Source organism: Peribacillus sp. B-H-3, from assembly GCF_048572925.1.
Taxonomy (GTDB): Bacteria; Bacillota; Bacilli; order Bacillales; family DSM-1321; genus Peribacillus.
The window spans coordinates 3,047,675-3,061,560 of the sequence record NZ_CP183879.1 but is presented as its reverse complement, the minus strand read 5'-3'; the positions used below and the strand labels follow the sequence as shown (position 1 = coordinate 3,061,560).

At 41.6% G+C, this 13,886-nt stretch carries 12 protein-coding genes and 1 pseudogene; 12 read left to right on the top strand and 1 reads right to left on the bottom strand.

Annotated features, from left to right (window positions below; translation table 11 throughout):
- Positions 1–25: 25 nt before the first annotated feature.
- The 7 genes from ACN6MY_RS15240 to ACN6MY_RS15210 all read left to right on the top strand — a co-directional run bounded on the left by ACN6MY_RS15240 (position 26) and on the right by ACN6MY_RS15210 (position 9,348).
- Positions 26–1,366 (top strand): Nramp family divalent metal transporter, encoded by a 1,341-nt coding sequence (locus tag ACN6MY_RS15240; protein WP_419880956.1) that lies wholly within the window; start codon positions 26–28, stop codon positions 1,364–1,366.
- Positions 1,367–2,006: 640 nt separating this feature from the next.
- On the top strand, positions 2,007–4,937 hold the full coding sequence (fdhF, locus tag ACN6MY_RS15235; protein WP_419884180.1) for a formate dehydrogenase subunit alpha: 2,931 nt from the start codon (positions 2,007–2,009) through the stop codon (positions 4,935–4,937).
- A complete protein-coding gene (locus ACN6MY_RS15230; RefSeq protein WP_419880955.1) occupies positions 4,930–5,475 on the top strand; it encodes a DUF1641 domain-containing protein in 546 nt (181 codons plus the stop codon). Before fdhF ends, ACN6MY_RS15230 begins: the two co-directional genes overlap by 8 nt.
- A gap of 195 nt (positions 5,476–5,670) precedes the next feature.
- Entirely contained in the window at positions 5,671–6,429 is a 759-nt protein-coding gene (locus ACN6MY_RS15225) for a Cof-type HAD-IIB family hydrolase (protein WP_419880954.1), read from the top strand.
- A gap of 290 nt (positions 6,430–6,719) precedes the next feature.
- Entirely contained in the window at positions 6,720–7,124 is a 405-nt protein-coding gene (locus ACN6MY_RS15220; RefSeq protein ID WP_419880953.1) for a thiol-disulfide oxidoreductase DCC family protein, read from the top strand.
- A 445-nt stretch (positions 7,125–7,569) separates the two neighbouring features.
- A complete protein-coding gene (locus ACN6MY_RS15215; protein WP_419880952.1) occupies positions 7,570–8,574 on the top strand; it encodes an NAD(P)H-dependent flavin oxidoreductase in 1,005 nt (334 codons plus the stop codon).
- A 39-nt stretch (positions 8,575–8,613) separates the two neighbouring features.
- On the top strand, positions 8,614–9,348 hold the full coding sequence (locus ACN6MY_RS15210; RefSeq protein WP_419880951.1) for an MBL fold metallo-hydrolase: 735 nt from the start codon (positions 8,614–8,616) through the stop codon (positions 9,346–9,348).
- Between the two features lie 60 nt (positions 9,349–9,408).
- Here the strand turns inward: ACN6MY_RS15210 and ACN6MY_RS15205 are convergent, their stop codons facing one another.
- Complete coding sequence (locus tag ACN6MY_RS15205; protein WP_419880950.1) at positions 9,409–9,600, bottom strand: hypothetical protein; 192 nt, start codon at positions 9,598–9,600, stop codon at positions 9,409–9,411.
- A 278-nt stretch (positions 9,601–9,878) separates the two neighbouring features.
- Between ACN6MY_RS15205 and ACN6MY_RS15200 the strand changes: the two genes are divergently transcribed.
- From ACN6MY_RS15200 to ACN6MY_RS15180, 5 genes and pseudogenes are all read left to right on the top strand, one after another.
- Positions 9,879–10,964 carry an XdhC family protein gene (locus ACN6MY_RS15200; protein ID WP_419880949.1) on the top strand — a complete coding sequence of 362 codons (1,086 nt, stop codon included), beginning with the start codon at positions 9,879–9,881 and terminating at the stop codon, positions 10,962–10,964.
- Positions 10,965–10,969: 5 nt separating this feature from the next.
- A complete protein-coding gene (locus tag ACN6MY_RS15195) occupies positions 10,970–11,635 on the top strand; it encodes a nucleotidyltransferase family protein (RefSeq protein ID WP_419880948.1) in 666 nt (221 codons plus the stop codon).
- 36 nt (positions 11,636–11,671) lie between these two features.
- Positions 11,672–12,013: a hypothetical protein gene (locus tag ACN6MY_RS15190; protein WP_419880947.1), complete on the top strand. Its 342-nt coding sequence runs from the start codon at positions 11,672–11,674 to the stop codon at positions 12,011–12,013.
- A 147-nt stretch (positions 12,014–12,160) separates the two neighbouring features.
- Complete coding sequence (locus ACN6MY_RS15185; RefSeq protein WP_419880946.1) at positions 12,161–12,871, top strand: SDR family NAD(P)-dependent oxidoreductase; 711 nt, start codon at positions 12,161–12,163, stop codon at positions 12,869–12,871.
- A gap of 5 nt (positions 12,872–12,876) precedes the next feature.
- Positions 12,877–13,275, top strand: a pseudogene (locus tag ACN6MY_RS15180) (aldo/keto reductase); the annotation flags it as partial.
- Positions 13,276–13,886 lie beyond the last annotated feature (611 nt).

Genomic DNA, 13,886 nt, shown 5'->3' with positions numbered 1-13,886 from the left:
ATTTCAGGGATGGAGTGAATGAAGAATGAACGGTACAGAGAGGATTGAAAAAAAAGCCTGGAAAAAACAAAACAGCAGGGCCAGCCTGGAAGAAGTCCATAAAACGATACCCATAAAAAAAACAGGCAGTTTTTTCAGGAAATTGCTTGGATTTATCGGACCTGGATACCTGGTTGCAGTGGGATATATGGATCCCGGGAATTGGGCAACGTCCATTGCAGGAGGATCAGCTTATGGATATTCCCTGCTTTCAGTCATTTTAATTTCTAATTTAATGGCTATCCTTCTGCAGGGGCTTTCTGCTAAATTGGGAATAGTATCCGGCAGGGATTTGGCACAGGCGTGCAGGGACCATTTCAGCAAGCCGGTTTCCTTTGTTTTATGGCTATTATGCGAACTTGCCATTGCTGCCTGTGATCTGGCAGAAGTAATAGGGGCTGCCATAGCTTTGAATTTGCTGTTTGGAATTCCGCTCGTGTACGGAGTGTGCATTACAGCCTTTGATATCCTGCTGATTTTGCTTCTCCAAAATAAAGGATTCAGATATATGGAAGCCTTTGTTATATCCTTAATCGTCACTATAGCCGTCTGTTTTGGCATTGAATTATTTTTATCAAAGCCTGATATGGGCGGTGTTTTAACAGGCTTTGTGCCAAGTTCGGAAATCGTTTCAAATCCGGCCATGCTATATATTGCACTTGGAATTCTCGGAGCTACTGTTATGCCTCACAATCTGTATCTTCATTCATCTATTGTCCAGACAAGGAATTTTGATAATACAAAGGAAGGAAAGAGGTCTGCTATCAGGTTTGCAACAATAGATTCTACCATTGCCCTCATGCTTGCACTATTTGTAAATGCGAGCATCCTCATATTATCGGCAGCGGCCTTTCACAGCACAGGGCATCATGATGTAGCCGAGATACAGGATGCTTATCATTTATTGGATTCATTGCTTGGAACAGGAATTGCGGCCATATTATTTGGAGTGGCGCTGCTCGCTTCCGGCCAGAATTCCACTTTGACAGGCACACTTGCCGGCCAGATTGTGATGGAGGGTTTTCTCAATATTAAATTAAAGCCATGGCTGCGCCGTTTAATCACCAGGATGATTGCGATTATCCCGGCAGTGATTGTAACCCTGATTTCAGGTGAAAAGGGCACTGGGCAGCTTTTAATCTTAAGCCAGGTTATCTTATCACTTCAGCTATCCTTTGCTGTAATTCCTCTTGTCATGTTTACCAGTGATAAAAATAAAATGGGAGAGTTCGTCAATAAACCCTGGATCAAATGGCTGGCCTGGTTTACGGCTGCTATAATCGCTATCCTGAATGTTTATCTGCTGTGGGGAACATTTTTTTTATAAAATAAGGAAAATCCCTGGATATTGCGTGGCCTATGAAATTTCCCATTTTTTAAACTCCATTCAGACTTTAATATAGGCAGTTTTCGTAAAATTTGATGCCATGTAACAAGGGGGTGATTTCAGCACCAGGATGCTCGCTTTCCGCGGGGCGGGCGGTGAGCATCCTTCGGCTGCGATTGCGGGGTCTCACCTCACAGAACTTATTAAAAAACAACAATCTTTAAGAAAAGTGCCTACATATAAAAAGCTGTACTTATTCCACATTTAAATAAGTACAGCTTTTTTTCGTTCACGGCTCTCTCTTGTATTAAGTTCCCTTTTCTCTCACTTCAACCCGCTGTGCACAATAATGATATTAATTTAATGGCATAATCCTTAAAAATAAAGGTCTGTACTCCTAAGACTATATTGATTTTTTAAATAGTATCAAACCGATTGGAACAAATGGCATGAAAGGCCTGCGGCATCACTTCGAGCGCAGCGTCCTGCGGCGGAAGCCACCGCCTGATGCATTTTATCACTTAAGGAAGTTTAGCTGATTCGGCGGAAGGGTAATTAACAGTGACTAAAAGTTATAGTGTAATAGAAAGGGGAGGTCAATGTGCAGGAAAGCTTTCGCGTAACGGTAAATGGAGTCGAAATGGAAACAGATAGGGAGAAAAGTGTACTTGAAGTTCTCTTGAACAGTTCAGTTGAAGTGCCGCATGTTTGCTATCACCCCAGCTTAGGGCCAATTGAAACATGTGATACGTGTATAGTAAAAGTGAATGGCGAGCTGGTAAGATCTTGTTCTTCACATATAAATGATGGAGATATAATTGATACCAATACTCCGGATGTCAAAGAGGCCCGGATCATCGCCATGGATAAGATCCTTTATAACCATGAGCTGTATTGCACGGTTTGTGATTATAACAATGGTGGTTGTGAAATACATAATACCGTTAAGGAGATGAAAGTTAACCATCAAAGCATTCCTTTTGATCATAAACCATATGTTGAAGACAATTCCAACCCATTTTACCGCTATGATCCGGATCAATGCATTCTTTGCGGCCGCTGTGTAGAGGCATGCCAGGATGTTCAGGTGACTGAGACTCTATCCATTGACTGGGAACTTGAACGTCCTAGAGTCATTTGGGATAAAAATGTTCCTATCAATGAATCTTCTTGCGTTTCTTGCGGACATTGTTCGACTGTTTGCCCATGTAATGCGATGCTCGAAAAAGGCATGGTAGGTGAGGCGGGCTATCTGACCAATATTGCTAAACAGACCCTTCGCCCGATGATTGAAGTTACCAAGGGTGTTGAAACTGGCTACGGTTCCATTCTTGCCATCTCAGATATGGAATCAGCCATGAGGGAAGAACGCATCAAAAAAACAAAAACTGTTTGCACATTCTGCGGAGTAGGCTGCAGCTTTGATATTTGGACAAAAGACAGGAAGATCCTGAAAGTTGAACCACATGCAGAAGCACCGGCCAATGGAATTTCCACCTGTGTGAAAGGAAAATTCGGCTGGGATTTCGTCAATAGCCAAGAACGCCTTACAAAGCCGCTTATCCGGGAAGGAGATTCTTTCCGGGAAGCAGAGTGGGATGAAGCGCTGACATTGATTGCAAACAAATTCACTGAAATTAAAACACAACATGGTCCTGATTCACTGGCATTTATCACATCTTCAAAATGCACAAATGAAGAGTCTTATTTAATGCAAAAACTGGCAAGGGCTGTAATAGGGACAAACAATGTGGATAATTGCTCCAGATACTGCCAAAGTCCTGCAACCAAGGGATTGATGAGGACTGTAGGCTACGGAGGGGATTCAGGATCCATTACGGATATTCAGAATTCTGAGCTTGTCATCATAATTGGCTCCAATACTTCAGAAGCCCATCCTGTTCTTTCGACAAGAGTGAAAAGCTCGCATAAATTACGAAATCAAAAATTGATTGTATCGGATATCAGAAGGCACGAAATGGCAGACCGTTCAGATTTATTCTTCCAGCCGCGGGCCGGATCTGATCTTGTTTGGCTGTCAGCTGTAACGAAGTATATCATTGACCAAGGCTGGGCAGATCAGGAATTCCTCGATAAAAAAGTAAACGGCCTGGAGAAATATATTGAAAGCATCCAGGGCTTTACTCTGGAATATGCCGCACATGAAACAGGTTTGTCACAGGAAGTGCTGATTCAAATTGCCGAAATGATTCACGAAGCAAAGTCCTCATGTATTCTTTGGGCAATGGGGGTTACCCAGCATGTAGGAGGCAGTGATACCAGCACAGCCATTTCAAACCTGCTGCTGATCACTGGAAACTATGCCCGTCCGCATACAGGTTCTTATCCGCTGCGCGGCCATAATAATGTACAGGGTGCAAGCGACTTCGGATCAATGCCGGACGAGCTGCCAGGATATCAGCCTGTTACTGATGACGTTGCACGTGCTAAATTTGAAAAAGGCTGGGGAGTTAATCTTCCTGCGAAACCAGGGATGAACAACCACGAAATGATTGAAGCCATCCATTCAGGCAAATTAAAGGCTATGTACGTTAAAGGAGAAGAAATGGGACTGGTTGATTCCAACATCAATCATGTGCATGCAGCATACCAGGAACTTGATTTCTTCGTAGTACAGGATATGTTCCTGTCACGTACAGCGGAATATGCGGATGTTGTTCTTCCGGCAAGTCCAAGCCTTGAGAAAGAAGGAACATTTACCAATACAGAACGCAGGATCCAACGGCTTTACGAGGTATTGGAGCCGCTTGGCGATTCGAAGCCGGACTGGAAGATTATCACGGAAGTCGCCAATCGCCTTGGTGCAGGATGGAACTATGATCATCCAGCCGATATTATGGCTGAAGCAGCCATGCTGTCTCCAATCTATTCAGGTGTGGCGTATGAAAGATTAGAAGGATATAAGAGTCTTCAGTGGCCAGTTGCTGCGGATGGAACAGATACTCCTGTTCTATTCCTGGATAATTTCCCATTTGATGATGGGAAGGCCCGCCTGTTCCCGGTAGAATGGACTAGACCTGTCGAGTTCGGTGAAGAGTATGATATTCATGTCAACAACGGCCGCCTTCTCGAACATTTCCATGAAGGCAATATGACTTACAAATCCAAAGGGATTTCTTCAAAAACACCAAGTGTATTCCTTGAAATTTCTCCTGAGCTTGCCGAGGAAAGAGGAATAAAGGATGGAACACTTGTCAGATTGACTTCTCCTTATGGAAACGCGAAGGTCAAGTGCCTGATCACCGACAGGGTTAAAGGTAAAGAAGTATATCTTCCTATGAATGACTCGGGAGATGCGGCCATTAACCTGCTGACAAGCAGCCATGCCGATAAAGATACAGATACACCTGCTTATAAAGAAACATCGGCCAAAATGGAGATTTTGAAAGTAGAAGGAGTCAATCCATTGCCTAGAGTAAATCACAGAAATGGAAATCCTCAGCCGCAAATCGGTGTCCAGGTTCAGAAAAAATGGGCAAGGAAGGATTATACATTCCCAGGTGATGCTGTGAAGCGGCACAGAAAAGAGGAGGTCGGGCATAATGGCTAAAGCAATCAGGAATATTGAAAGAATTAAGATTTCAGAAGAGGATAAGCGGAAACAAGACCTCGAGGAAATAGAACATGCACTTCTGAAAAATAAGGATGCCATTTTAGAATCTTTGCAGGTAATGGAATATATGCAAAGCCGCGGGGTTTTAGCAATGATGAACGGCTTGCTTGGCCAAAGCGAAAAGGTGCTTGATATTCTGGTGAAAACGGCTGACAGGCCAGAAACGACCAATATGCTGAAAAATCTTCTGCTTATGGTCGGAACGCTTGGTGTACTTGATGTTAAGCAATTGGAGCCAGTCATTTTAAAAGTGAATTCAGGGATTGCGAGAGTGGCTGAAGCGAAGGACACGGAAGAAAAAACAAGCTATTTCGATCTGGTGCGTTCCCTAAAGGATCCGGAAATCAACCGGGCACTGACTTTCATGCTTACCTTCTTAAAAGGAATGGGGCAGGATACGAAGGAACAGGAAAGAAATACGATGGAGCCTCATCATCAGGAACATGAAAAAAGAAAGAACCGGGATTTACGGTAATGAAGAAGGAGGAGGAGGAGGGAATTCCTCCTCTTTTTTGTTAGCTTAAGTTTATGCAGCAATCTAATGGCAGGATCATTTTTATGCAGCATAAACACAACCTGCTCTTTTTATGCTGCAAAATGCGTTACGTTTCCGAAAAAGGGCAATATTTGTTAGAGTAGGGTAGTAAAGGGATGAAAGGCAGGTACAATCATGAATCAGGAATTATCCAATAAGAAAATTAAGTTAATTGCCTTAGATATGGACGGAACACTGCTTAATGAAAATAATGAGGTTTCTGAAGAAAACAGGAAGGCGATTAAAGCAGCGGAAGCCAAGGGAGTTAAAGTAATTTTAAGTACAGGAAGATCATATCCCCGCTGCAGTGAATATGCTAAGGCTTTAGAGCTTTCATCTTATCTGATAACGGTTAATGGCGGCGAAATTTTTGACAGCAGCGGCAAACTCATCGAGAGGACATCCGTAAATACAGATCTTGTGCAATGGATGTGGGATTTAAGCCAGAAGCATAAAACACATTATTGGGCGGTAAGCTCTGAACAAGTATATCGAGCAAATATGCCAGAAAATATCCATGATTCAGAGTGGATTAAATTTGGCTTTGATATCGATGATGACGCCGTAAGGGAAGAAATTCTGCAGGAGCTCAAAAACGATGGCACGTTGGAAATCAGCAATTCCAGTCCGACAAATATTGAAGTAAATGCATTGGGTGTCAATAAAGCTGTGGCGATTGAAAAAGTGTGCAGCTTTATGGGACTAGCCATGGAAAATGTCATGGCTTGCGGAGACAGCTTGAATGACATTGCGATGATTAAAGAAGCAGGCATTGGAGTTGCCATGGGAAATGCACAGAAAACAGTGAAGGATACGGCTGATTGGGTGACTGCTACCAACCGGGAAGACGGTGTGGCTAAAGCAATTCATAAATGGGTGCTTGACGTAAAATAATTAGGCTGTATTCTTAAAGATTGTTGTTTTTAATGAGTTATGTGAAGAGATCCTATTGTTAAACAGGGTTGATTGGAGCGTAATGTGAGTATCCTGCGGGATTAGCGGGAAAGGTGAGAGCAGCTTAAGGAGACTCACCGCCCGCCCTCGGTAATCAACCACCTTGATAGTGACAGAAAACACCAATAATAATGAGGTGTGTGCTAAACAGCATTCGCTTTTTTTAAAAAAAGCATTCTAACATCATTTAAAGGTGAAATAAATCGATAGGTAATAAATAAGGAGGGAACATGATGACAAAGGATGAGTATGATGTGATTTTGTTTGACGGGGTCTGCAATTTCTGCAATGGTGCCGTGAATTTCATCATAAGGCACGACTCCCTCTCACGGTTTAAATTTGCATCTCTGCAGTCACACTACGGGGAACAGCTTTTAAATCAGCATCCCCATCTGAAAAAAGTGGACTCTATAATTCTCCTTCGGGGAGGGAAAATGTATACACAAAGTTCAGCTGCTTTAAGAATTGCAGGTAAAATGGATGGAATAATTAAAGCGGCTGTACTTCTATTAATCGTACCGAAACCTTTTCGCGATTTCTTTTATAACATTCTAGCAAAAAACCGATACAAATGGTTTGGAAAAAGAGAGGCATGCCGCATTCCAACCAAAGAGGAAAGAACCCGTTTTTTATAAACTACCATAAAGGTTCTTCCTCCGCGGAAAGCCTTAGGCTGAAAGCCACAAACAGCTGAACAGCAAAAACAGACAGCATAAGGAAAGAGATATTTATTAGCAGCGGGAAATCAAATACGAATAATGGGAATTCCAATATTAGCGGAGCAATAAAGAGGGCAGACAATTTTTTTCGTGTTATTAAGGAAATATATTGGCAATGCCCGCAGTATAAACATGTCTTTTTTCTATTAAAAGAAAATAGAAAAGTGTAAGCCTGCCATATGGACCAGGTTTTTTTGCATTGTGTGCAAACTGTCATCTTAACACCTCCTCCTGTATTATTTTACCATATTTTTATTAAAGGTATGCCGAACAAAGAAAAACTTGAACTATTCCAGGTGTGAACGTATGATGAAATAGATATGATTTATTCTGAAAATTTAATAAAGTGGAGGCGTTTACTTTGAGAAAAAGTATCCCGGAATCATGGTGGAATGAATTGGAATTGCCTGTTATCTCTGCACCTATGTTTTTAATATCAGGACCAGAGCTTGTTAAAGCATGCTGCCTGAATGGTGTGATTGGCTCTTTTCCTGCTCCGAATGCAAGGCCCATCGAGGTGCTGGATCAATGGATGGGGGAAATCAGCAATGCCTTGGATGAGGCTAAACAAAATGATCCTCAAAGGAAAGTAGCTCCATGGGCCATGAATATGGTGGTTCACAGTACATATAGCCGCCTGGAAGAAGAGCTTGAATTAGTGAAGAAACATAAGCCTCCTTTGGTCATTACATCACTAGGGTCACCAAAAGCTGTAGTTGACATAGTCCATAGCTATGGTGGTGCCGTATTTTCAGATGTCAGCTCAGTGCCGTTTGCAAAGAAAGCAGCAGAAGCAGGGGTTGATGGACTTATTGCTGTGGCATCTGGAGCAGGAGGGCATGCTGGGGAAATTAACAGCTTTGCTTTTGTCGACAGTATCCGAACCTTTTGGGATGGAATCATTATTCTTGCCGGATCAATCACAACGGGCCGCAGCATATTGGCGGCACAGGCTGCCGGAGCAGATCTGGCATATATGGGAACCCGTTTTATTGTTGCGAAAGAAAGCATGGCAACAATGGAGTACCGCGAGATGCTTGTCGAAGCGTCCCAGGAGGATATTATTCTTACGAATGCTTTCTCAGGTGTTAATTGCAATATGCTAAAGCCTAGTATCAGCAAAGCAGGGATTGATCCGGAAACACTCGTGAAAAAGGATAAAGTGGAATTTGACAGTATGCAAAAAGAAACCAATTCAAAAGCCTGGAAAGATATCTGGTCTGCAGGCCATGGTGTAGGAGCCATTTCTAAAATTGATAGTGCAGCCGGCATCATTTCCGAGCTTAAACAGGAATATCAGGAAAGCTTAAAGAAATTGAATGAGCAGGCTGGAAGGCTGCAGTCTTTGACACTGACCGATATGTAAGCGTTTTATGTTGAGAATCAGAGCGAATGGGGGGATATCATGGAAGCGGTAAAAGGAATTGAAATCATTGAATTGACTGTGAAAAGCAACGAAAATACATTTACATTTAATCCGGTCTTATTGATTGATGAAGAATCTGTCCTGCTAATAGATGCAGGCATGCCATTTCAATCAGAAGAAATCCTTCAGGCATTTGAGAAAGAGGGAATCCCTTTTTCTAAGCTTAAAACCATTATTTTCACACATCAGGATCTAGATCATATCGGCGGTGCACCCACCATTCTAAATAAAGGTGATGGAAGCATTCAAGTATTGGCACACTTTTTAGATAAGCCTTATATTGAAGGTGTTAAAACACTTATTAAGGCAGATCTGAGCAAAATCTCTGAAGAGAAAAAGCGTTCATTGCCTAAGCAAATGATTTCATCATATGAAAATTTGCCAAAAGTGAAGATTGATAAAACGGTTGAAGATAGAGAAAAGCTTGATTTCTTTGGAGGCATGGAAGTCATTCATACACCTGGACATACGCCAGGACACATCTCCCTGTATCTGGAGAAAACAAAAACATTGATTGCAGGAGATGCCATGGTTATCCTTGATGGTGTTTTAAGAGGACCGATTGAACAAAACACGCCGAATATGAAAGAAGCTATTGCATCTCTGGAAAAAATTTTAGATTATGATATTGAACAGGTCATCTGCTATCATGGGGGCTTATTCCGGGGCAGTCCGCATGAAACAATCAAGAATTTGCTTGAACAAAATAAATAAAAAAGCAGAAGCACATCCCACTAGGGAGTGCTTCTGCTTTTTCGTTGAGGGTCTTTATTCTTAAATTTCCCTATCGCGATTTATCTCAGATGTGATGCGGCCTTCTGCTCCAGGCGCCTGATCTGTTTCGGAACGGTTGTTGTAGCTTTCATCATTCACTCCCCGCTCTTGATGCTCATTTGTTCCATCCCCACTATAGGATTTATGCTTTTGCTGAATTTTGTTGAATTTGCTGAAATCCTGATTAACCATGGTCATTCTCCTTTATATATAAAGTCAAAAATAGTCTGTTCGATTTGTGCGCCTATTATTCTGTTCAGGAAAACCACTGATCCTTTATATATGGTCCTGATCTTAAAGAAAATTGTTTTTTAATGAGTTCTGCGGAGCGATTCCATTATTAAATCAGCCACCTTGTTCCATAGCAATAAAGTTTACGAAGACTTATATCACCTCTGGCATTTTCCTTGCTTCCATCATCATATTTATAATGAGTATGCATTAGGAGAAAAAATAAGAGGGTGAAATTAATGGCAGCCATTCTGAAGGAGCTTAGAAGATGCAGGGAGTTGGGGATCAGAGGTGTTCTTGGAACAATTATATCGACAGAAGGGTCAACATATCAAAAAGCGGGTGCAAAGTGTTTTTTTTCGGAAGATGGATCTGTTACAGGACAGTTAAGCGGCGGCTGCCTTGAAGAAGATATAAAGGCACATCTAGAAAAAATCATGGATAATGGGATATCCGAGATAATGGAATATGACTTTCGTGATCCTGATGATATTCTTTGGGGACTTGGTTCAGGCTGTCAAGGAAAAATGAAGATTCTTCTTGAAGCCTTCTGCCCGGAAAATAAAAAAGAAGAAAATTTGATGTACGAATACTTTGAAGCTGGTGAAAAAAAAGAAATGCACCTTATAACCATTATCCATTGTGATGATAAATCCCGGATCGGATTAAAGTGGCTTCTGGATCCCTGTAGCAAAGACTTGCCTGTAACATTGACGAAGGAAATAGCTTCAGATTACTTGATTCAGAGAAGAAGCAGGAAAAACGGCATTTCGCAGATAATGGATGAATGGAATACCCGAATTTTTTTTGAAATATTGGAACCTCCACCACAGTTAGTCATTTTTGGTGCAGGACCTGATGCGATACCTTTATCAGAGATGGCTAAAATCCTTAACTGGAAGGTGATACTGCTGGATTATCGGCCTGCTTATGCTGATAAAGAAAAATTCCCCGGCGCAGACGAAATAATTGTTTATCCATCAGGGGAAGTCCCGGAAGTTGGGGGTAATAAAAATACATTTATAGTGGTGATGACACATCATTTTCTGCAGGACCAAAAAATTCTAGAGAAGTTAATGGCTTTCAATCAGCATTATGTGGGTGTCCTTGGTCCAAAAAAAAGAACTAAGAAACTAATCATGACAAGTGAACAGCTGCGCCTTAATTTCAAAAGCCGGGAAATCTGCAGTCCAATCGGCCTCGATATCGGATCAAAGTCTCCGGAAGAAATTGCTTTAAGCATTTTAGCAGAAATTTTAATGGTTTACCGGGGAGGAAGCGGGTCAAGGCTATATGAAATGAATGGGCGGAATACAGGAAGGTAAGGGGAGTGAATGCTATCGAACAATTAAAAAGCAGAGTATGGGGGATAATTTTAGCTGCCGGAAGTTCAAAAAGAATGGGATCTCCAAAGCTCCTTCTTCCATATCAAAATAAACCGATCCTCAGGCACGTTTTGGATAACAGCAGAAAATCGGCATTAATGGGAAGAACCATCGTGGTCAATCCCTATATACCAGGTTTAATGGAGGCAGCTTCACTCCCGGATATTGAAACAGTCTTCCTTAATTTCAATACCTCTGAGGGGCTATCTTCCTCAATTAAAGCAGGATTGAGTACTGTTCCTAAAGAGGCGGAGGGTGCGCTGTTTTTGCTTGCTGACCAGCCTTTGCTCACTTGCTGTGATATCAATCGGGTTATCGGCCACTTCTATAGAGACAAGACCCGTCCATTAATTGTCCAGGCAAGCTATCACAATCAAAAGGGGCATCCTGTGCTTTTTCACAGGTCATTATTTTTAGAGTTTAACAGCCTTACAGGAGAAAGGGGAGGGAAGGTGATTCTGCAGAATTATAAAAACCAGGTTGTATTTGCGGATATGGGCAAAAGTATTGAGCCTGATATTGATACAGTGAGTGACTATGAAGACCTGGCCATCTATGATAAAGATGATGAGCGTTTTGTCTGCGTATGTAAAAGATATCCATATCTTTGACGGCTGGAATGATTGGGAATGCACGGGTATTGAAAATTGGAAGGAATCAGTGCAGGGATGGCTCGATGGTTTAAAGGAAAGAATGTGACCCTCAATGTCCATTTTAATGATGTGAGAGTAAAAGAAGATGCAAATCTCGCATTTGTTGATTGTGCTGTTACCTTTGCCGCCCACAAGAGAAATGCTCGGCCAGTTGACGAACAGGTTCACGTTCTGGCTGAAAAAAATTTATTGATTCGTGGCTCATTACTCATGAGTATTCCTCTCTGCCGATTAGTACCGAAACAATTCAGGGGTTGTTTAGATAATTTTAAAGCTATAGGAGAGCGGTCCAGAGGCTGGAAGGCTTTTTTGCTGAGCACATCTATTGCGTACTGAAAGCAAACATAAGAAAATAGGTATAAGTTCCTTATAAATAACAAACTTAAAGATAGATGCATTATTGGAAGGAGAGGAAGAGTTATTCAACTTTTATCTGGCAAACATATTGTTGTAACTGGAGGATCGAGTGGTCTAGGTTATTCCATGGCAGAATCGCTGCTTGAAGAAGGAGCATCTGTGGCCATCGGTTCGCGTCATGGAGAAAAACTCGACAAGGCCGTGCAGCAGCTTTCTGAGAAGGGGCATGATGTGTACAAGCTGCCGATGGACGTGCGTTCGGAAGAATCAGTACAGGCTGCGGTCGATTGGGTCCGCGAGACATGGGGCGGTCTCGATGTGCTTGTGAATAATGCAGGAATCGGAATGCGGACTGTGAATGCTAAGTTTCTGACAGAGCCTCAGCCTTTTTATGAAGTGAGCCCTGACTCATTCCGAAATTTGGTTGATACGAATCTTACCGGTTATTTTCTTGCTGCCCGGGGGTTTGTTTCTTTAATGCTGAAACAGGGAAAAGGAAAAATCATTAATATTTCAATGAACCATGAGACGATGAAGCGGAGAGGCTTCGTGCCATATGGCCCCTCCCGTGCAGCTACTGAGTCATTGTCGTACATAATGGCTGAAGACCTCAAGGAGCATGGAATTACCGTAAACATGCTTTTGCCGGGAGGAGCTACATTAACGGGCATGATACCTGATGAAGCAAGAAAAGCCTTTGAAGGAAGCGGTAGCCTCCTGGAACCCGAAGTGATGAGGGATGGAATTATTTATCTCGCATCAGAAAAAAGTGATGGGATCACAGGAGAACGGATTGTTGCTGCTGAATTTGATCAGTGGCTGAAGGAAAAGAGATAAATAAATTGGAAAAAAGAAAATTAGGAAACTCCGGACTTGAAGTTTCTGCGACTGGGCCTTGGCTGCATGGGAAAGTCTGATTTCTATGCAGGGAGAGATGATTAAGAATCGATTAAAACCATACACCGTGCGATTGAGCTGGGAATCATTTTTTTGATACAGCTGATATGTATGGAGTGGGAAAAAACGAGGAACTGGTTGGCAGGGCTATAAAAGGAAAAAGGGATTCTGTGATCCTTGCTACTATATTTGGCAATGTAAGAGGCGAGGATGGTGCCTTCCTTGGAATGAATGGAAGACCGGAATACGTGAAGCAGGCTTGTGAAAACAGCCTTAGAAGACTGGGTGTGGAACATATTGATTTATATTACCAGCACCGTCTGGACCCAGATACACCCATTGAAATGAAAGACCGATCAATAGCGTAAATATCTGATTTTTTTAGGAGCCCAGATTTGGGCTCCTTTTTAAAAGGTGGTTTTAAACCAGTCGTGATTAGATAGTATATAGGGACATATTTTTAAGCAGAGGAATGGATGAATATGAAAACATAATAGCTAGAATAATGCTGGTTATATAAAAATCAAATAGGATGCTTTTTAAATTTCCTACTTCACACAGAAAGAATGATTAATTGTCCGAAATATACTGGTTCCAATTCTTCAATAATAAATACAAACAATAAAACCAGCACTAAGGTTAGTCAAATTAGCAAAAAAATGCAAGGTTTTATTAAAAAGAGGCGAAGATCACCCAGATTCAATAAGTTTATGTTTCCGCAGGATCCTCGAGAATCCCTTTCTGTTTCGTGATAATAAAGTTGTTTAAATCATATTAAAGTCGTTTAAAAAATAATAAAGTCATTTAAAACTAAACGTCAGTTATGCTATTCAACAATCGGGCCAGATTGTTGAATAGCACTTTTTAAAAAAATTGGTAAGAAGGAAGAGATCGTGAAGATTTTCACTTAAACTACCATGAAAATAAACTTCTGTAATTTAGTAAACGAGGCAAT